This window comes from Pantoea sp. 18069 (assembly GCF_902706035.1).
Taxonomy (GTDB): Bacteria; Pseudomonadota; Gammaproteobacteria; order Burkholderiales; family Burkholderiaceae_C; genus Comamonas.
Map to the genome: position 1 here is coordinate 1 of NZ_CACSJA010000001.1, position 20,080 is coordinate 20,080.

At 65.4% G+C, this 20,080-nt stretch carries 15 protein-coding genes and 3 tRNA genes; 12 read left to right on the forward strand and 6 right to left on the reverse strand.

What is annotated here, in order from left to right:
* On the forward strand, nucleotides 1–991 hold a 991-nt coding region (iscB, locus tag GVL12_RS00005), incomplete at its 5' end, for an RNA-guided endonuclease IscB (RefSeq protein ID WP_159910594.1).
* 49 nt (nucleotides 992–1,040) lie between these two features.
* Here the strand turns inward: iscB and GVL12_RS00010 are convergent.
* Nucleotides 1,041–1,862, reverse strand: coding sequence for a ZIP family metal transporter (locus GVL12_RS00010; protein WP_159910595.1), 822 nt, complete (start codon nucleotides 1,860–1,862; stop codon nucleotides 1,041–1,043).
* A 239-nt stretch (nucleotides 1,863–2,101) separates the two neighbouring features.
* Nucleotides 2,102–4,942 carry a DNA polymerase I gene (polA, locus tag GVL12_RS00020; protein ID WP_159910597.1) on the reverse strand — a complete coding sequence of 947 codons (2,841 nt, stop codon included), beginning with the start codon at nucleotides 4,940–4,942 and terminating at the stop codon, nucleotides 2,102–2,104.
* Between the two features lie 193 nt (nucleotides 4,943–5,135).
* Here polA and GVL12_RS00025 point away from each other — a divergent pair, with 193 nt between their 5' ends.
* From GVL12_RS00025 to GVL12_RS00040, 4 genes are all read left to right on the forward strand, one after another.
* A complete protein-coding gene (locus GVL12_RS00025) occupies nucleotides 5,136–5,477 on the forward strand; it encodes a hypothetical protein (protein WP_159910598.1) in 342 nt (113 codons plus the stop codon).
* 67 nt (nucleotides 5,478–5,544) lie between these two features.
* The gene (locus GVL12_RS00030) at nucleotides 5,545–6,501 is read left to right on the forward strand and encodes a homoserine kinase (RefSeq protein WP_159910599.1); all 957 of its coding nucleotides are present in this window, start codon (nucleotides 5,545–5,547) and stop codon (nucleotides 6,499–6,501) included.
* A 32-nt stretch (nucleotides 6,502–6,533) separates the two neighbouring features.
* The gene (locus GVL12_RS00035; RefSeq protein ID WP_159910600.1) at nucleotides 6,534–6,725 is read left to right on the forward strand and encodes a hypothetical protein; all 192 of its coding nucleotides are present in this window, start codon (nucleotides 6,534–6,536) and stop codon (nucleotides 6,723–6,725) included.
* Between the two features lie 231 nt (nucleotides 6,726–6,956).
* Nucleotides 6,957–7,766: a BPSS1780 family membrane protein gene (locus GVL12_RS00040; RefSeq protein ID WP_159910601.1), complete on the forward strand. Its 810-nt coding sequence runs from the start codon at nucleotides 6,957–6,959 to the stop codon at nucleotides 7,764–7,766.
* A gap of 94 nt (nucleotides 7,767–7,860) precedes the next feature.
* On the opposite strand, the gene GVL12_RS00045 is transcribed toward GVL12_RS00040, so the two are convergent.
* The 3 genes from GVL12_RS00045 to GVL12_RS00055 form a co-directional block, all read right to left on the reverse strand.
* Entirely contained in the window at nucleotides 7,861–9,933 is a 2,073-nt protein-coding gene (locus tag GVL12_RS00045; RefSeq protein ID WP_159910602.1) for a PhoX family phosphatase, read from the reverse strand.
* Between the two features lie 86 nt (nucleotides 9,934–10,019).
* Nucleotides 10,020–11,135: an FUSC family protein gene (locus GVL12_RS00050; RefSeq protein WP_159910603.1), complete on the reverse strand. Its 1,116-nt coding sequence runs from the start codon at nucleotides 11,133–11,135 to the stop codon at nucleotides 10,020–10,022.
* Nucleotides 11,136–11,151: 16 nt separating this feature from the next.
* Complete coding sequence (locus tag GVL12_RS00055) at nucleotides 11,152–13,608, reverse strand: UvrD-helicase domain-containing protein (RefSeq protein WP_159910604.1); 2,457 nt, start codon at nucleotides 13,606–13,608, stop codon at nucleotides 11,152–11,154.
* A gap of 293 nt (nucleotides 13,609–13,901) precedes the next feature.
* Between GVL12_RS00055 and GVL12_RS00060 the strand changes: the two genes are divergently transcribed.
* From GVL12_RS00060 to GVL12_RS00090, 7 genes are all read left to right on the forward strand, one after another.
* Complete coding sequence (locus GVL12_RS00060; protein WP_159910605.1) at nucleotides 13,902–14,879, forward strand: GMP reductase; 978 nt, start codon at nucleotides 13,902–13,904, stop codon at nucleotides 14,877–14,879.
* A gap of 152 nt (nucleotides 14,880–15,031) precedes the next feature.
* On the forward strand, nucleotides 15,032–15,916 hold the full coding sequence (locus GVL12_RS00065; RefSeq protein ID WP_159910606.1) for an NAD(P)-dependent oxidoreductase: 885 nt from the start codon (nucleotides 15,032–15,034) through the stop codon (nucleotides 15,914–15,916).
* 68 nt (nucleotides 15,917–15,984) lie between these two features.
* A tRNA-Lys gene (locus GVL12_RS00070) sits at nucleotides 15,985–16,060 on the forward strand.
* Between the two features lie 79 nt (nucleotides 16,061–16,139).
* Nucleotides 16,140–16,215, forward strand: a tRNA-Lys gene (locus GVL12_RS00075).
* Between the two features lie 30 nt (nucleotides 16,216–16,245).
* Nucleotides 16,246–16,321: transfer RNA gene (locus tag GVL12_RS00080), tRNA-Lys, on the forward strand.
* 221 nt (nucleotides 16,322–16,542) lie between these two features.
* Nucleotides 16,543–17,586 carry a hypothetical protein gene (locus tag GVL12_RS00085; protein WP_159910607.1) on the forward strand — a complete coding sequence of 348 codons (1,044 nt, stop codon included), beginning with the start codon at nucleotides 16,543–16,545 and terminating at the stop codon, nucleotides 17,584–17,586.
* A 145-nt stretch (nucleotides 17,587–17,731) separates the two neighbouring features.
* Nucleotides 17,732–18,964 (forward strand): multidrug effflux MFS transporter, encoded by a 1,233-nt coding sequence (locus tag GVL12_RS00090; RefSeq protein ID WP_159910608.1) that lies wholly within the window; start codon nucleotides 17,732–17,734, stop codon nucleotides 18,962–18,964.
* 384 nt (nucleotides 18,965–19,348) lie between these two features.
* Here GVL12_RS00090 and GVL12_RS00095 read toward each other — a convergent pair whose 3' ends face one another.
* Complete coding sequence (locus GVL12_RS00095) at nucleotides 19,349–20,074, reverse strand: SDR family NAD(P)-dependent oxidoreductase (RefSeq protein ID WP_159910609.1); 726 nt, start codon at nucleotides 20,072–20,074, stop codon at nucleotides 19,349–19,351.
* Nucleotides 20,075–20,080: the final 6 nt, after the last annotated feature.

Genomic DNA, 20,080 nt, shown 5'->3' on the forward strand with positions numbered 1-20,080 from the left:
CATGACCTGGGTTCGGCGCATCCAGCGCTGGGCACCCGTGCGTGCCATCAGCTCGGAGCTTGTGCGCTTCGACATGCAAGCGTTGCAAAATCCTGAGATCGATGGCATCGAATACCAGCAAGGCACGTTGTTCGGCTACGAGCTGCGCGAGTATCTGCTGGAAAAATGGGGTCGCCAGTGCGCCTACTGCGACGCCCAGAATCTGCCCCTGCAGATCGAACACATCCGGGCCAGGGCCCATGGCGGCAGCAACCGCGCGTCCAACTTGACCCTGGCCTGCGCCTGCTGCAACCAGAAAAAAGCGGCACGCAGCGTGGAGGATTTTCTGGTCCAGGACCAGAAGCGGCTGAATGCCCTTCTTGCCCAGGCCAGGAGGCCTCTGCGCGATGCGGCAGCCGTCAACACCACGCGCTGGGCGCTGGCGAACGCCTTGAAGGCCATGGGCATGCCTGTGGAACTGGCTTCGGGCGGCCGGACCAAATTCAACCGCAGCGTGCTGGGCATTCCCAAGACCCACGCGTTGGACGCGGCTTGCGTGGGCCAGGTCCACTCCATTGAAAACTGGGATCGCCCGACCCTGGCCTTGAAGGCGATGGGCCGCGGCAGCTACCAACGCACGCGCCTGGATAAATTCGGTTTCCCCAGGGGTTACCTCATGCGCAGCAAGCGCGTCCACGACTTTGCCACGGGCGACATGGTGCGCGCGGATGTACCCAAAGGTCTCAAGGCCGGCGTCCACACGGGCCGCGTGGCGATTCGGGCAACGGGCAGGTTCAACATCCAATTGCACCAAGCTGGCGTTTCAGCGGTGGTGCAGGGAATCCACTACAGACACTGCCGTATCGTTCAAAGGAACGACGGGTATGGCTATTTTCTTAACCCGGCCAATCACACAAAACGTGATCAGGTAAGGCCAAAAGCATCGGATGCTTCGCATCCGGCCCTCTACCTCCCCGGCATGGATGCCGAGGTTTCACGCGCACTCCGATGAAATTCGTCACTGCCCTGAGAACCGGCATGTCCCAGGTCAGGGCGGCTTTCTAGTGTGAATGCGCCATGCCGCTGACCAGGGTCACCAGCACCATGCCGGCCACCAGCCAGGCGATCTGCGCGAAAGTCTCGCGCGCCGTGAGGCGCTTTTGCAGTTGGGGAATCAGGTCGGCCAGCGCCACATAGACAAAGCTGCTCGACGCGAGCACGAGGAAGTACGGCAGCCAGTCCTGCAGCTGACCGACGAGGAAATAGCCCGCAATGCCGCCGAGCGCCGTCACCGCGCCCGCGAGCGAGACCTTGATCAGCGCCACGCGCCGGTTGCCGCTCGCATGGCGCAGCACCACGAGATCGCCGATATGGTGGGGCACTTCGTGCGCGAGCACCGAGGCCGCCGCGATCAGGCCCAGGCGCATGTCGGCCAGAAACGCCGAGGCAATCAGCACGCCGTCGCCAAAGCAATGCACGCTGTCGCCCGTGAGCACCGCCCAGCCGCCCGTGGACTTGCCCTGGTCATGGTCATGGTCATGGTCATGGTCATGGCCGTGTGCGTGGCTCGGATCGTTGTCGTGGCCATGGCCATGCTCGTGGCCGTGGTGCCAGAGTTCGGCCTTGTCGAGCAGGAAGAAGAACACCACGCCGATCAGCAGCGTGAGGAACAGGTCACTGGCGCCGGCTTCGCTCTCGAACGCTTCGGGCAGCAGGTGCATGAAGGCCGTGGCGAGCAGCGCGCCCGCGGCCAGGCTCAGCAGGCGCTGGGGCATCATGCCGCCGTTGTTGGAGGAAACGCCCACGCGCATGAGCAATGCCGCCACCCACACGCTGCCAATGCCTGCGGCCAAAGTGGCCAGAATGATTGCTACCAAAGTCATAGCTGTTTTTGCTTTTCTTGATGGGCCGGAAAGGCCGATCCCGCTGATTTTCGCAGAAGACGCATGCCGCCGTTGGCAGCAATGCAAAACGGCGGTGGACTATGGAGCTTGTTGCCAAGAAACAGCGCAGCGTCCCAACCCCGTTCATCCTTCGACGCGGCCGGCGAGGCCGGCTCAGGGTGAACGGTCGTTGGGATTTTGAGCGCGTTGCTCGGAATCCCGCTCGTGCCAAGCAAGCTTCAATGCGCCTTGTCCCAATTCGGCCCCACGCCGACTTCGGCCAGCAGCGGCACCTTCAACTCGGCCACGCCCGCCATCAAGCGCGGAATCTCGCTCTTGATCCAGTCCACATCGCTCTCGGGCAGCTCGAACACCAGTTCATCGTGCACCTGCATGATGACCTGGATCTGCGGCTTGTGCGCGTCGAGTTCGGCCTGCACCGCGACCATCGCCATCTTGATCAGGTCGGCCGCCGTGCCCTGCATGGGCGCGTTGATCGCCTGGCGTTCTGCGGCCTTCTTGCGCGGGCCGTTGCCGCCGTTGATGTCGGGCAGGTACAGGCGCCGGCCAAGAACGGTTTCGACATAGCCATGGGCGCGCGCGAATTCCACGGTCTCGTCCATGTAGCGCTTGACGCCGGGATAGCGCTGGAAGTAGCGGTCTATGTAGGCTGCGGCGGCCTTGGTTTCTATGCCCAGGTTCTTGGCCAGGCCAAAGCTGCTCATGCCGTAGATCAGGCCGAAGTTGATCACCTTGGCATAGCGGCGCTGCTCGCTGCTGACCTGCTCCACGTCAATGGCGAACACTTCGGCGGCCGTCGCGCGGTGCACGTCGAGGCCTTCGTGGAAGGCCTTGAGCAGCGACGCGTCGCCCGACAGATGGGCCATGATGCGCAGCTCGATCTGCGAATAGTCGGCGCTGGCGATCACGCGGCCCGCGGGCGCGATGAAGGCTTCGCGCACGCGCCGGCCTTCGGGCGTGCGGATGGGAATGTTCTGCAGGTTGGGGTCGTTGCTCGACAGCCGGCCCGTGACGGCCACGGCCTGGGCGTAATGGGTATGCACCCGGCCCGTGGCCGGCAGCGCGAGCTGGGCGAGCTTGTCGGTGTAGGTGCCCTTGAGCTTGGACAGGCTGCGGTGCTCTAGCAGCTTGGCCGGCAGCGGGTAGTCGGCGGCGAGCTTTTCCAGCACTTCCTCGTCGGTGCTGCGCGCGCCGGTCGCGGTCTTCTTCACCACGGGCATGCCCAGCTTGTCGAAGAAGATTTCGCCGAGCTGCTTGGGGCTGGCCAGGTTGAACGGCTGGCCCGCGATCTCGTAGGCTTGGGCTTCGAGCTGCACGATGCGCTGGCCGAGTTCGTTGCTTTGCCGGGCGAGCGTGGGCGCGTCGATCAGCACGCCGTTGCGCTCTATGCGAAACAGCGCTTCGCTGGTCTGCAGCTCCAGCGCATAAACGGCGCGCAGCGCGGGCTCGGCCTCGAGCTGCGGCCAGAGCACGCGGTGCACATCCAGCGTCTGGTCCGAGTCTTCGCACGAATAGGCCGCGGCCTTGTCGACCGGCACCTGGGCGAACGGAATCTGGTGCACGCCCTTGCCGCACAGGTCTTCATAAGATATGCCGCTGCGCTCGGTGTGGCGCAACGCCAGGCTGGCCAGGCCGTGCGGGCGGTGGACTTCGAGCACATAGCTTTGCAGCATGGTGTCGTGCGCATAGCCCTGCACCTGGATGCCGTGGTTGGCGAACACATGGCGGTCGTACTTGATGTGCTGGCCGAGCTTGGGCCGCTGGGCGTTCTCGAGCCAGGGCTTGAGGCGCGCGAGCACTTCATCGAACGGCAACTGCTCGGGCGCGTCCAGCCCTGCATGGCGCAGCGGAATATAGGCAGCGGCGCCGGGCTCGACGCTGAAGCTGATGCCGACGATCTCGGCGCGCATCTCGTCCAGCGAGGTGGTTTCGGTGTCAAGCGCCGTGAGGGGGGCGACCTCGATCTTCGCCAGCCAGGCGTCGAAGCTGGCCCAGGTCAGGATCACGTCGTAGTCGACGCTGCGCTGCTGCGCGGCTTCGGCCTCTTGCGTGGCCTCGGTCGATTCCTGCTGCTCCGCGAACATGTCGCCCGTGTCCTGGTCGGCGCGCGGCTTGGCGGCCTTGGCCTTGGGCTCGGCCTTGCCGTTGGCGCCATTGCCATTGCCATTGCCGTTGCCGTTTTCCAGCGCCATCGCCAGGCCCTTGAAGCCGTACTCGAGGTAGAAGTCGCGCAGCGCGCCGTTTTCGGGTGCACGCCAGGCCAGGCCGTCGAGCGAGGGCAGGCCCACGACTTCCTCGACCAGATCGCAATCGGTCTTGATGGTCACGAGCTGGCGGCCCGTGGGCAGCCAGCCGCGGCTGTCGCGCAGGTTCTGCCCGGCGACGCCCTTGATTTCATCGGCGCGCGCGAGCAAGGCGTCGAGCGAGCCATATTCATTGAGCCACTTGGCCGCGGTCTTGGGGCCGACCTTGGGAACGCCGGGAACGTTGTCCACGGTATCGCCGATCAGCGTCTGGAAATCGACCATCAGCGCGGGCGGCACGCCGAATTCGGCCGTGACGCCGGCGACGTCGCGCACCTTGCCGTTCATGGTGTCGATGATGGTGATGTGCTCGTCGACCAGTTGGCTCAGGTCCTTGTCGCCGCTCGAGACCACCACGCGCACGCCCTGGCGCGCCGCGACCTGGGCCAGCGTGCCGATCACGTCGTCGGCCTCCACGCCCTGTATCGCCAGCACCGGCCAGCCAAGCAGGCGCACCACGGCGTGGATCGGCTCGATCTGCGCGCGCAGGTCGTCGGGCATGGGCGAACGCTGGGCCTTGTATTCAGGGTACAGCGCATCGCGGAACGTGGGTCCGCTGGCGTCGAACACGCAGACCGCGTAATCGGCGCTTACTTCCTTCTTCAGGGCCTGCAGCATGTTGATCATGCCGCGGATCGCGCCCGTGGCGGGGCTCGTCGGGTCGCCGGGCCGGGCCCGCAGGTCGGGCATGGCGTGGTAGGCGCGGTACAGATAGCTGGAGCCATCGACCAGTACCAGTGTCTTGGAATTGCTCATGCCAGGATTGTGCACGGCCCGGACGCCGCTGCGCAGTGGATTTCCCCACGGGACAGGAGCGGCTGACACCACCCCGCAAATCGATGGATTTGCGGTGGAGGCCACGGCGAGGCGCGGCCGGCAAGGCGCAGCAACGACGTCCCAAGGGTTGTGTTCGCCGCTCCAAATGGGTCGCAGGATCTACAATCCCTGCATGCGCGCCGCCCCACTTCTACTCCTCCTCAGCCTGGCTGCCAGCCCGTTGCTGGCCCAGAATCCGCCTGGCGATGCCGTTCAGGCAGCCCCAGCCGCGCCCGAACCGCGCGCCACCCAGGGCGACAGGAACAACCAGCGCGTGGAACGCATACGCGTCGAGGACGAAGGCAGCCGCGTCGACGAAGTGCGCATTGGCGGCCAGACGCAGAGCATCACCGTGACACCCAAGGTCGGCGACATGCCCGCCTACGAGGTCCAGCCCAGCGAAGGCGTGCGCAACCGCAGCCGCAGCAGCTCGGACACCACGGGCCCGCGGGTATGGAACATGCTGAAGTTCTGAGCCCCCGGCGCGCTCACCCCTTTCTTCCCCTTCTTTCCTGCGCCGCCCCCGGGGCGCGCACTTCGCCATGGCCGTTTTTACCGAAGTCTCCGACAAAGAGGCGCGCGACCTGCTGCGCCACCTGCCGCTGGGCACGTTCCAGAGCCTGCGCGGCATCCAGGGCGGTATTGAAAATACCAACTACTTCCTGACGACCGACCAGGGAGAGTGGGTGCTGACGCTGTTCGAGCGCCTCACGGCCGAGCAGTTGCCGTTCTATCTGCACCTGATGAAGCACCTCGCCCACGCCGGCATTCCCGTGCCCGACCCGCAGGCGCACAGGCAAAGCGGCGACATCCTGCTGCGCGTGTGCGGCAAGCCCGCGGCCGTGGTCAACCGCCTGCGCGGCGCCAGCCAGCTCGCGCCCGCGCCCGTGCACTGCGCGGCCGTCGGCGACATGCTCGCGCGCATGCACCTCGCGGGCCGCGACTTCGACCGCCAGCAGCCCAATCTGCGCGCACTGCCCTGGTGGAACGACACCGCGCCCGTGGTGCTGCCCCACCTGGACAGCGGCCTGGTCGACCTGCTGCAGTCCGAACTCGCCTACCAGAACCATGTCGCGGCCTCATCGGCTTACGCAGCGTTGCCGCGCGGCCCTATCCATGCCGACCTGTTCCGCGACAACGTGATGTTCGAAGGCGAGCAACTCACGGGCTTTTTCGACTTCTACTTCGCCGGCGTCGACAGCTGGCTGTTCGATCTCGCGGTCTGCCTCAACGACTGGTGCATAGACCACGCCACGGGCGCGCACGATGCGCCGCGCGCCCAGGCCATGCTGGCCGCCTACCAGCGCCAGCGCCCGCTCGCCGAAGCCGAGCGCCAGTTGCTCAACGCCCAGTTGCGCGCAGGTGCGCTGCGCTTTTGGATTTCGCGCCTGTGGGACTTCTACCTGCCGCGCGAAGCCGCCATGCTCACGCCCCACGACCCGCGCCATTTCGAGCGCGTGCTGCGCCAGCGCATTGCCCAGCCAGTGCAATTGGCGTGAGATAAGCCGCGGCGCAGGCTTTTGCCGGTCGCATGTCAACGTCGGCCCTGCTGCTGTCGGCGTTTGGCGCGGTCCGCAGGTCCCTGCGGGAAATGCGCGCGCTGAGCGCCGTGCAGGTCATCGCCTTGATGCTCGCCCTGACGACTCGCCACGCAGTGCATGATCTGCGTGATGACTGTTTTGAATTTCATCTTCCTGACCTGCATCTATTTCACTTCCCGTGATGGCTTTTCCGCACCGCCTGCAGCGCCAGGCAATGCAGACTTGGGCGCTGGCTGACGGCTGCTTGCCGCAGCGTGGGCTGCGGGCCTGGCCCAGGCCGGCGTCGCTGACGCACGCTGCAACCGGCCCTTCTCTTCAGCGGTCAAAAATGCCTGCGGTACAGTAACGCTATCGGCGCCCGCACGCGCCCGTTGCACGCGCCTACTACTGCTTCCCCAGGATTTGACTGCTTCATGAAACTCCAGCTCGTTCCCGCCCGCACAGGTGTCCAGTGGGTCAAACTTGGCGTCCAGACTTTCTGGCGCCAACCCATGGCCCTGGCTGCGCTTTTTTTCCTGGCGATGGCCGGCATGTCACTGGTCAGCCTGGTGCCGTTCATCGGCCCGGCGCTGGCGCTTGCCTTGCTGCCCTGCACTTCGCTGGCGATGATGGTCGCCTCCGCCGAAGCCACCCAGGGCCGCTTTCCCACGCCCACGCTGCTGCTCGTGGCCTTTCGCACCGGCCGCCACCGCATGCGCTCCATGGTCACGCTGGGTCTGCTGTACGCCGTGGGCTTCCTCGCGATCATGGGGCTGTCGGCCCTGGTCGATGGGGGCACTTTCGCCGAGGTCTATCTGGGTGGCGAGCCCATGACGCGCGAAATCGCCGAAGATCCGGCCTTCCAGTCCGCGATGTGGCTCTCGATGGCGCTGTACATCCCGTTGTCGCTGATGTTCTGGCACGCGCCCGGGCTGATCCACTGGCACGGCATTGCGCCGGTCAAGGCGCTGTTTTTCAGCCTGGTGGCCTGCATGCGCAACTGGCGCGCCTATCTGGTGTTCGGCCTGGCCTGGATGGCCTTCTTCCTGGGCTGCGGCATGGTGCTGGCGCTCGTCACCGCCATTCTGGCCAGCCTGATCGGCAGCATTGCCGGCGGCATCATGGTCGGCGCGGCCATGATCCTGGCGGCAATGTTCTTCACGTCGGTGGTGTTCACGTTCCGCGACAGCTTTTCCGCGCCCGATGCCAGCGACCCCACCGCTGCCGAGCTTCATGAAGGCTGAGCACAGCAACCGCTGATACGCCAACAAGAAACGCCCCGAGGGGCGTTTCTTGTTGGGGGCCCTCTCTGCGGGCCCCTGGGAGATGGCAGTCGCCTCAGACGCCGACCGGCGTGCCGTCGATCTTCTGGATCACCACCGTCGACGAGCGCGGGCGCACCGTGCCCGAAGCCGAGGCCGTGGCATCGTTCGTGCCATACGCAGGCCAGTTGCCCGGGTGCTGGATGTTCAGGAAGATGCTGGTGTGGTCGGGCGTGAACGCGATGCCCGTGACTTCGGCTTCGTTGGGGCCCACGAAGAAGCGGCGCAGCTCGGCCTGGTTGCTCGCATTGATCACCGGGCCCGTGCCCGTGCTTTCGGACATGGGCTTGGGAATCACGGCCAGCATCTGGTCGTTGGTCGCCTTGGCCACGTCGTTGTTGCGGCCGCCGTCCAGACCGTTGTCGGTCTGGATCCACATGATGCCGCGGTTGTCGAAGGCCAGGCCGTCCGGGCTGGCCAGCTGATTCAGCGCGCTCAGCGACGAGCGGTTGGTGTCGGCATCGCCATCCACAGGCGCACCAAAGACAAAGATGTCCCAGCGGAAGGCATTCGAGCCGCTCGCATCGTGCCAGCGGATGATGTGGCCGTTGGCATTGTTCAGGCGCGGGTTGGCGGCATTGGTGCCGGTCGTGGCATTGCGGCTGGTGTTGTTGGTCAGCGTCAGGTAGACGTCGCCGTTGGTCGGGTGCACTGCGGTCCACTCGGGGCGGTCCATCGGCGTGGCACCGACGAAGTCGGCCGCGCCGCGGGTGTTGATCAGGATCGCGTCCAGGCTGCCGAACTCGGCGCCCAGCGTCTTGCCATCCTTGCCCACGGTCGCAGACGCCAGCGCCACCCACTCGCCCGAGCCGTCGTCGTTGAAGCGCGCGACATACAGCGTGCCCTTGTCGAGGTACTTGGCACCGACGTTCAGGCGGTCGCTGCGCGTCGCATCCTTGGGATCCCAGACGGCTTCCGAGACAAAGCGGTAGACATATTCAAAGCGCGAGTCGTCACCGCTGTAGAACGCCAGCGGCTGGCCTTCGACCGGGTTACCGTAGGCCGCGCCTTCGTGGGCGAAGCGGCCCATCGCCGTGCGCTTGGTCGCAATGCTCGACGGATCGTAGGGGTCGATTTCGACCAGGTAGCCAAAGCCGTTGACTTCGTTGCGCCAGTCCGACAGTGCGTCCGCGCCGCTGGCCGTGACATTGAAACGCGCGAACTCGCCGTTGACTTCGCTCACGTCGGCGGCCGCCGTTTCCCACTCGTAGCGGCCCCTGCCGCTTTGCACGCCAACGCGCTGCTGGTGGGCGGGACGCGTGCCGGTGTTGACGAAGCAGGCCGCCCAGTTTTCCTCGGCGGTGATGTAGGTGCCCCAGGGCGTGGTGCCATTGCCGCAATTGTTGTTGGTGCCGCGCACCTGCGTGCCGTTGGGCGAGAACGGCGTCTTGACCCAGTCGGTACCGCCGACCGGGCCGGCCAGGCGCATGGGCGTGCCCGAAGTGAAGCGGCGGTTGTACTTGGAGTTGAGCACAATGTTCCAGTTCGTGCCTTCCTTGCGCAGGTGCATCACGGCCACGCCATGGGCATTGATTTCCTTGCGCACTTCTTCGGCCGGACGCTTGCCCGCCACCTTGGTCGGGCCGGCGGGGTGCAGCGCGAACTCATCGATGTATTCGTGGTTCACCACCAGCAGGCCTTCGGTCGAGCTGCCGTCGATGGGGAAGTAGTGCATGCCGTCATGGTGCATGCCGGTCGAGTTCAACAGGTCGTTGGAGCTGTTGTTGCCGTTCCTGTCCCAGGCGGCGGCGTTGTCGTTGAGCGGCGTGCCCCAGGCGCCGAGCACATGCGCGGTGTAGCCCGCGGGCACGATGCAGGCCTCGGTCATCGCGTTGGCCAGCGACTCGAAGCCCAGCTTCAGCTCGGGCACGGGTTCCGGCGTCACCGGCGGCACGGGATCGGTGGGGGCCACGACGGGGTCGTTGTCACCGCCACAGGCCGTCAGGCTGAAGCCCGCCATCAGCGCCATTGCAGCACCCAGGCTGCCACGTGTCACGGCACGGCGCGAGAGGCTTTTCTCGAGAACGGTACTGAAAGGCGTGTTGGCACTTTGGTTGCGGACAACCTTGTCGGAAATGGATTTGCTCACGGGGCGACTCTCTTGGTTTTGTCGATTCATCGACGGGTGCCGCCACTCTAGGAAATCAATATGACGATAGCGTGAAACGCATCAGGTCAGCCTTTCTTGCGCCGCATCTCGGCCAGGTGAACACGCTCGTCTACGCTAGAGAACAGCACCGCCAGCACGATCCCGACAGCCGCGCCCAACAGGGTGTCCACGACGCGCTCGACGGGCATATTGCCCAGCATAGGCGCGTGCGCGGCCAGCATTGTCATCAACAGCGCCATCGGCGTGACCGTGATCTGCCCGAGTGCATAGTTGAAACCGATGATGACTTCCGTAAGAAACTGGAAGACGACTATTGCGAGCACGATGACCCACAGCGGCGGCTGCTGGGCCAGGATCAGCCAGACCAGGCAGGCGCCGACCACGGTGCCGCCCAGACGCTGCAGCGCCCGGCTCATGGTCACGTGCAGATGGCTGCCCTGCATGACGGCCGTCGCGCCTATCGCCGCCCAGGCCGGGTGCTGGGCGCCCGCGGCCCAGGCCAGCAGCGCCGCGATGGCCGCGCCCATGGCGATGCGTGCGCCCGCAACCCACTGATGCGACATCGGCGGAATACGTACCGCGGGAAAGTGCAGCGCGCGCACCTCCTGGGCACGCAGGCCGTCGCTGAGCCAGCAGACCAGCCAGCCGATCAGGCCGCCGGCCGCGGTGGCGAGCAGGCGCGCGCCCAGCTCCTGCCAGCTCGCCACCGGGTGCAGCGATGCACCGGCCGCGAAGACGATGATCACCGCGCCCGGGCCGCCAAGGTTCCAGCGGCTCACGGCCACCGTCGCGCCGCCCGCCACCAGCGCGAGCACCAGCACCAGCGCCCATTGACGCGCACCGAACAGCGACGCCAGCGCGGGAAGCAGCACGGCGAGCACCAGCAGCAGCGCGCACACGGCGACGATGCGCCGGCGCTGCGGCAGCGGCGCAAAGCGCCCGAACAATGCGGCCAGCGCACCGAGCGCCGGAAAACCCACCAGCTCGGGCCAGGGCGACCACAGCGCCAGCACCAGCGCAGCCAGCACGGCCAGGCTGGACTGCAGCCCGGCGATCAGCGCAATGCGCAGCGACGGTTGCGGCGCGAGGGCCAGGCTGTCGTGCAACTGCTGCGGGTGCAGCAAATGAATGGCCGTGCGCGCCTTCGAAGCCGCCTGAACCCGGTCTTTTTCTTCCTCCATACGCAGCCGGCCGGTATCAGTCGACGATCGTGAGCTTGGCAATGGCCAGCGCCAGCCATTTGGTGCCGTGGCGCGGGAAATCCACCTGGGCGCGCGCATCGTCGCCCGAGCCCTCGATGGCCAGCACCTTGCCTTCGCCGAACTTGTTGTGGAACACGGCGATGCCCGCGCGCAGGCCATGGCTGGGCGCGGCCTTTTGCGGCGGCACGGGCGGGCTGGCAAAGGTCTCGGACTTGGCGCCATAGCCGCCGCGGCTTGCGCCACCGTAACCACCGCCGCCGTAGCCGCCCGAGGACTGGGGCGTGAAGGTGCCAAAGCCCTGCTGCTTGGGCGTGATCCACTTGAGCGCGCCCTCGGGCAACTCGTCAAAGAAGCGGCTCTTGATGTGAAAGCGCGTCTGGCCGTGCAGCATGCGGGTCTGCGAATGGCTCAGGTACAGGCGCTTGCGCGCGCGCGTGATGGCCACGTACATCAGGCGCCGCTCTTCTTCCAGGCCGCCGCTGTCGCTCATCGCGTTCTCGTGCGGGAACAGGCCCTCTTCCATGCCGCCGATGAACACCGCGTCGAACTCCAGGCCCTTGGATGCATGCACGGTCATCAACTGCACCGCGTCCTGGCCCGCCTGGGCCTGGTTGTCGCCGGCTTCGAGCGCCGCATGCGTGAGAAAGGCCACCAGCGGCGACAGCGTTTCGCCGGTGTCGATATCCACGATGCCGGCCGCGGGCTTGAGCACCGGCAGCGCTTCGTCGAGCTGCGGCTGGGCGGGGTCCAGGCCCTGGCTCACGGGGCTCTGGCGCAGTGCCTGGCCATGTTCGTCGAGCGGCAGCGCCACGGCATCGCGGCCAAAGCCTTCCTGGGTCACGAAGCTTTCGCCCGCGTTCACCAGTTCCTGCAGGTTCTCTATGCGGTCGGCGCCTTCCTTCTCGTTGCGGTAGTGCGCGAGCAGGCCGCTTTCCTCGAGCACGGCCTCGATGATCAGGCGCAGATTCCTGCCCTGGGTCTGCTCGCGCAGCACTTCGATCTTGGCGACGAAGGCGCCCAGGTTCGCGCCGGCCTTGCCGGGCACGGCCGTCACGGCGTCGCTGAGCGAGCAACCCGCGCTGCGCGCCGCGTCCTGCAGCACTTCGACCGAGCGCGCGCCTATGCCGCGCGGCGGGAAGTTCACGGCGCGCATGAAGCTGGTGTCGTCATGCGGGTTCTCCAGCAGGCGCAGATAGGCCAGTGCGTGCTTGATTTCCGCGCGCTCGAAAAAGCGCAGGCCGCCATAGACCCGGTAGGCCACGCCCGCATTGAACAGCGCGGTCTCGATGACCCGGCTCTGGGCGTTGCTGCGGTACAGCACCGCGATCTGCTGGCGCTCGAAACCGTCGTTCTTCACCAGCTGGCGGATCTCCTCGACCATCCACTGCGCTTCGGCCAGGTCGTTGTGGGCCTCGTAGACGCGCACCGGCTCGCCCGGGCCCTGCGTGGTGCGCAGGTTCTTGCCCAAGCGGCGGCTGTTGTGGCTGATCAGGGCGTTGGCCGAGTCGAGGATGTTGCTGAAGCTGCGGTAGTTCTGTTCGAGCTTGATCTGGCGCTGCACGTCGAACTCGCGCACGAAGTCCGCCATGTTGCCCACGCGCGCGCCGCGAAATGCATAGATGCTCTGGTCGTCGTCGCCGACGGCGATCACCGAGCCCTGGGTCTGCATGCGCCCGTTCACCTCGTCGCCCGCGAGCTGCTTGAGCCAGGCGTATTGCAGGCGGTTGGTGTCCTGGAACTCGTCGACCAGAATATGCTGAAAGCGCCGTTGATAGTGGGCGCGCAGATGCGGCTGGTCGCGCAGCAGCTCGAAGCTGCGCAGCATCAGTTCGCCGAAGTCGACCACGCCTTCGCGCTGGCACTGCTCCTCGTAGAGCTGGTAGAACTCGACTTTCTTGCGCGTGTCGGGGTCCTTCACGGCGACGTCGCCGGGGCGCTGGCCCTCTTCCTTGCAGCCGGCAATGAAGTACTGCAGCTGCTTGGGCGGAAAACGCTCGTCGTCGACGTTGTGCTGCTTGCACAGTCGCTTGACGGCCGACAACTGGTCCTGCATGTCGAGAATCTGGAACGCCTGGGGCAGGCCCGCGGCCTGGTGGTGGGCGCGCAGCAGGCGGTTGCACAGCCCGTGGAACGTGCCTATCCACATGCCGCGCACATTGACCGGCAGCATGGCCGACAGCCGCGCCGTCATTTCCTTGGCCGCCTTGTTGGTGAAGGTCACGGCCAGGATGCCCGCGGGCGTGGCCTGCCCGGTCTGCAGCAGCCAGGCGATGCGCGTGGTCAGCACCCGGGTCTTGCCCGAACCGGCACCTGCCAGTATCAGCGCATGGCCCGTGGGCAGCGTCACGGCCGCGAGCTGCTCCTCGTTGAGGTCGGCCAGCAGGGGGGAGGCAGGCACAGCGCTGGGCGAGGCACCGGGCGCGGTGGCGGAGAGCAGGTCAAGAGGAAACATGCTGCGATTGTAGAAACCCCGCCCCCGCCTGACCATGTCCACCATCAAAAGCCTTTTGCGACCTGCCGCCGCACCCCGGGGCAGGCCATCCTGAGGGCATTCACGCATCCTGCGCAGAGCGGGTAGAATCAAGCACCGGGCCCAAGTTTCTTGTGGTCCGGTTTTTTGTGCCTGCGCCCTGCAGGCCTGCGGTGGCCGCGCTAGCGGCAGCGCCCGCCAACCGGTCTCCAAGCCAAGCGCCCTTGTCGCCCAGAAATTGTTCTGCCGCGACCCTTTATGGAGCTTGGAATCTCATGGAAATCTTCGACTACGACAACATTCTCTTGCTGCCCCGCAAATGCTGCGTGGAAAGCCGTTCGGAATGTGATGCCAGCGTCACGCTGGGCAGTCGGTCGTTCCGCATCCCGGCCGTCCCGGCCAACATGAAGACCGTCGTCGACGAGTCTATCTGCACCTGGCTGGCGCAAAACGGCTACTTCTACGTCATGCACCGGTTCGATCTCGACAACGTGCAGTTCGTCCAGGACATGCACGCCAAGGGCTGCTTTGCCTCGATCTCGCTGGGCGTCAAGCAGCCCGACTACGAGACCGTCGACCGTTTCGTCGACCTGGGCCTGGTGCCCGAGTACATCACCATCGACATCGCCCATGGCCATGCCGACAGCGTGAAGAACATGATTGCCTACCTCAAGCTCAAGCTGCCGCAGGCGTTCGTGATCGCCGGCAACGTCGGCACGCCCGAAGCCGTGATCGAGCTCGAAGGCTGGGGCGCGGACGCGACCAAGGTCGGCATAGGCCCGGGCAAGGTCTGCATCACCAAGCTCAAGACCGGCTTCGGCACGGGCGGCTGGCAGCTGTCGGCGCTCAAGTGGTGCGCGCGCGTGGCGACCAAGCCCATCATTGCCGACGGGGGCATACGCAGCCACGGTGACATCGCCAAGAGCATCCGCTTTGGCGCGAGCATGGTGATGATAGGTTCGCTGTTCGCGGGCCACGAGGAATCGCCGGGCACCACCGTCGAAGTCGACGGCGAGAAGTTCAAGGAGTATTACGGTTCGGCCTCGGACTTCAACAAGGGCGAATACAAGCATGTCGAAGGCAAGCGCATCCTCGAACCCGTCAAGGGCACGCTGGCCAGCACGCTGATCGAAATGGAGCAGGACATCCAGAGCTCGATCAGCTACTCGGGCGGCAAGAAGCTGATGGACATCCGCAAGGTCAACTACGTGACCCTGGGCGGCGACAACGCGGGCGAACACCTGCTGATGTGAGGCGCTCCCGCCTGCAAGCTCAGTGACAGCTTGGGGCGCCGATAGCGGTGATGATAGGGGCCAGGGGCATTGCATGCCCCTGGCCTTTTCAATGCGGTACACACGATGCATTCGCGGGTATCCGCCGCACTTCATCAAGGACGTCTGGAGACATGCCCCCTACCCCGTTGAGAATCGCAGTGCTGGGCACCGGCATGATGGGCCTGCCCATGGCCCGTCGCCTGTGCCTGGCCGGCCACGAAGTCCATGCCTGGAACCGCACGCGCGCGCGCGCCCAGCCGCTGGTCAGCGACGGCGCCCAGGTCCACGACACCGCCGCGCAGGCCGTGGCCGGCGTCGATATCGCCATCAGCCTGCTGGAAAACGGATCGGTGGTCGAGGACGTGCTGTTCTCCCAGGGCGTGGCCGCGGCCATGCGCGACGCCAGCCTGTTCATCGACATGGCCTCGATCCAGCCCAGCGAGGCGCGCGACCATGCGGCGCGCCTGGGCGAGCGCGGCATCGCCCACCTCGACGCACCGGTCTCGGGCGGCACCGTCGGCGCAGAAACCGGCACATTGGCCATCATGGCCGGAGGCAGGCCCGTGGACTTCGAACGCGCACAGGCGGTTTTCCGCGAACTGGGCCGCGCGACCCATGTCGGCCCGCACGGCGCGGGCCAGCTTGCAAAACTCGCCAACCAGATGATCGTCGGCATCACCATAGGCGCGGTCGCCGAGGCGCTGCTGCTGGCCGCGAAGGGCGGCGCCGACATGGCCAAGGTGCGCGAAGCCATCGCCGGCGGTTTCGCCGACAGCCGCATCCTGCAACTGCATGGCCAGCGCATGCTCGATCGCGATTTCTCGCCGCGCGGGCGCATGACCGTGCAGCTCAAGGACATGCGCAACGCGCTGGCCACGGCCGCGGAAATCGGCTTCGATGCGCCCATCACCGGCCTGTTCGAGCAGCTCTACGCCGACAGCGTCGCGCACGGACTGGGCGACCTCGACCACAGCGGCCTGTTCGTCGAACTCGCCAGCCGCAACGCCATGGCCTGATTTTTCCTGCAAGCCTGCAAAAAATGGTGCATAATCCAGCTCTCGCTTGTTAACGCAAGAGAGAAAGTGGGTTCTTAGCTCAGCTGGTAGAGCAGCGGACTCTTAATCCGTAGGTCGAGTGTTCGAATCACTCAGGACCCACCACTTTTTTCCGCAGTGTTCGAAAGAGCGCTGCACAACGTTTTGGAAGTTCAAGGCCGTTGGCGCCCTGGTCCTTCAAGATGGGTTCTTAGCTCAGCTGGTAGAGCAGCGGACTCTTAATCCGTAGGTCGAGTGTTCGAATCACTCAGGACCCACCACTTTCAATTCAGTGGTCTAACAAAACAATTGGGTTCTTAGCTCAGCTGGTAGAGCAGCGGACTCTTAATCCGTAGGTCGAGTGTTCGAATCACTCAGGACCCACCAATCCAAAAGCCCACTTCGCAAGAAGTGGGCTTTTTCTTTTTGCGCCGCCAATCCGCGCGCCCCTGCCCAGGGCCAGACACCGCAATAAAACAAACACTTATAAAAATTGATAGCCGGAACCTATCTCCCGAAGAAGTGACCCACCTTCAGGAGCTTCAGGGCCTGCAGCCCGCAGAACCCGACCGATATTTTTTTGCACATTTCAACGAGGAAAACCAGCCATGGCCCACAAGCGCTACACCCGCTACATCCACGCACTTTGCGCGGCGCTCATTCTGGCGGGTTGTGGCGGTGAAGACGGGGAAGGCGGCGCCGGGCCGCAAGCGCCCGCGTCCAGCGTCCAGGAAAGCGCTGATGCCACGATCCTCCCCCGGGAAAACTGCGCGAGCGCGGCGGCCGGCATCATCGAAGCTCACTCCGAAGCCATGGGCGGATTCAGCAATATCGGCTCCACCTGCTATGCGAACTCCGCCCTGAAATTCCTGATCCATTCCGCCGATGCAAAGCGGCTTGCAAACCACCTTCACGCGTTTGCAGCGGCCAGCAACGACGGGCATCGCCATGCCGCGCAACAGTTCGTCAAGCTCATCGAAAGCACTTATTCGCAGGCAGGCCCCATGCGCGAGGATTTATCGAACTTCTTCGCCAGCCTGCAGGCCTTGCCGGCCTTCTCCCAGGTCAATGCTGCAGGTGAATGGCGCTTCCAGATCGTTGGCAGGCAGCAGGATGCGAGCGAGTTCCTGATGAAATTATCGGAATCATTTGACCTGAGCGCGTTATACGGCACGGCGATTGCGCTCAAGGATTTCAACAATCAGTTCAGCACCAGCCATGAATACTGGACAGTCCTCAAAATATCCAGCCCGGACGACAGCCTGCAGGACATTTTCGACAGCACCGATGCCGCCGGCTGGCGCGTATCCCCCGGCGCGCAACCCAGGCAACTGACGGTCAGAATCGACAGTGCACGCCACGACGCCAGCGGCACCCATATGCTCGGCACGGGAAATTTCGATTTCAATCAAGCGGTCATTCTTCACGCGACGGATGCGGCGGACAACAGCCGACTGACCATCACGCTCGAGCCAAGGGAAGTGATCGAGTTCCGCGGCGCCGACAACGCCGGGCATTACCGCGTTTATGCCAAGGATGGGAAATGGTCCCGGCACGACGACGATCAGATTCACACCCTCGATCAAATGCCGGCCATTGACAACGCAAGACTGATCAATTTCGCCATTGCAAAGATCGAAACGGCATCCTGAGAGCACCCCTCAAGCGACTGCACCACCAGTCCACGCAGCTGCAGCGGACTTTTGCTTTGCACGGCACAATCAGCACGCTGCCTGCACACCCTGCCATTGGCGTCAGGCGCGCGCCACTGCATTCGCCCTCTTCTTGCCACGCCCCATGCACCCTCAAGCCCAACAACTCTGGCGCGGCCCGCGCTGGACCCTGTCGATTTTGCTGGCCCTGCTGGGCATGCTCGGCCCGTTCTCCATAGACACCTACCTGCCCGCGTTCTCCGGCATCGCCCAGGCACTGGGCGCGACACCGGTGCAGATGCAGCAGACGCTGTCGGCCTATCTGTTCGGCTTTGCGTTCATGAACCTGTTCCATGGCGCGCTGGCCGACAGCTTCGGCCGCCGCCCGGTCGTGCTGTGGGGCCTGGCCATCTTCACGCTGGCTTCGGCCGGCTGCGCGCTGTCGCAGAACATCGGCCAGCTGGTGTTCTTTCGCGCGCTGCAAGGCCTGTCCACGGGCGCGGGCATCGTCGTCTCGCGCGCCGTGATCCGCGACATGTTCCCGCCCTCGGAAGCGCAGAAAGTCATGAGCCAGGTGACAATCTTCTTTGGCGCCGCACCGGCCATCGCGCCCATCGCCGGCGGCTGGCTGCTGGTCCTGGCGGGCTGGCACAGCATCTTCTGGTTTCTGACGCTGATCGGCGTGCTGCTGTGGAGCATCAACTACCGGCTGCTGCCCGAAACCCTGCATCCGGAATTGCGCCAGCCTTTCGAGACCCGCCACCTGATGCGCGGCTACTGGAAGCTGGGCACGAGCCCGCGCTTTCTGCTGCTGGCGCTGGCCAGCGGCGTGCCGTTCAACGGCATGTTCCTCTACGTGATGGCCGCGCCCGCGTTTCTCGGCGATCACCTGGGGCTGGGCCCGACCGAGTTCTTCTGGCTGTTCCTGCTGATCATCTCCGGCATCATGACCGGCGCCTGGCTCAGCGGCCGCCTCGCGGGCCGCATTCCACCCAAGCGCCAGATCCGCCACGGCTTCGTGATCATGCTGCTGACATCGGTGCTCAACGTGATTGCCACGCTGGCGCTGCCGGTGCACGCCAGCTGGGCGATGCTGCCGATTGCGCTGTTCTCGCTGGGCTGGGCGCTGATGGTACCGGTCGTGACGCTGCTGGTGCTAGACCTCTACCCCGAACGCCGCGGCATGGCCTCGTCGCTGCAGGCCTTCATCGGCTCGGCCGCCAACGGCCTGGTCGCCGGCCTGCTCGCGCCGCTGGTGATGCACTCGACCCTGGGGCTGGCGGTATCGTCGCTGGCACTGATGCTGGTCGGCCTGGGCGCCTGGATCTACCTGCACTGGCGCTGGCCGGATATTGGACGACGCAGCGCGGAGGATTGAGCCCCAGAGCACCAGCCAGGAATGCCCAGCAGGAAAGCCTGCGCAACACCTCGCCATGCCACAGCGCATGCGGCTGACCGATGCGCAGCCGGCCAGCCGCAACTATGCGCGGGCGACGAACTGCAGGTGGAATTCAGCGGCGGTGTACTCGCCAGCGGACACATCGCGCATTGCCGCAGCGCGCACGGCCTGGTGCGGATACAAAAAAGTGTGCCTGCAGCATGAACGCAAGCTCAGCACCGCGGGATCGGGCACCCGCCGGCTCTGGGGCTTCGGGACGGACCGGCAACGATCGTCCGAAGAGCCCCACGCAAACGTTGCAGGCACCGTCGCAGGCCTCGCACCGCCAGCGCCTCGCCTTATCCACATCGTCGGGCAGCATTCTCAGCTCACCATGTAACCCCCATCCACCGGCAGGATCACCCCGGTCATGAAACCGGCCGCCGGAGTGCACAGGAAGACCGCCGCCCGGGCCACGTCCTGCGGCGTGCCCCAGCGGGCCAACGGCGTACGTGCCAGGATGGGACCCGCGCGCGCCGGGTCATCCTGCAGGGCCTGGGTCAACGGCGTGGCGATCCAGCCCGGCGCGATGGCATTGACGCGGATGCCGTCGGCCGCATAGGCGATTGCCAGCGACTTGGTGAGTTGCCCCACGCCGCCTTTGCTCGCAGAATAGGCGGGCACCAGGCTGCCGCCGAAAAAGGTCAGCATCGATGCGGTGTTCACGATACAGCCGCGCGCGGCCTGGAGCCTGCTGCGCGCGGCCGTGCACACGCGCATGGTACCGGTGAGGTTTACGTCCAGCACCCGCTGGAAGACATCCAGTTCATGCTCGGCGCCACGCTGGATGATGCCGGCGCAGTTGAACACGATGTCGAGCCGGTCGAGGTCCGCCAGTGCCTCGTCCACGTCCGGCTGGCGAGTGACGTCGGCCTGGCGCATCTGCACCGAAGCATCCAACGTGCCGTCGCCCAGCCCCAGGCCCAGCGCCACCACTCGGGCACCCAGTGAAGCAAAGTGGTTGGCAATCACCGCGCCAATGCCCTGCGTGGCCCCCGTCACCAGCGCCGTCTTGCCTGCGAACAGATCTTTGCGATAGGTTTCGTCCATGCCCGA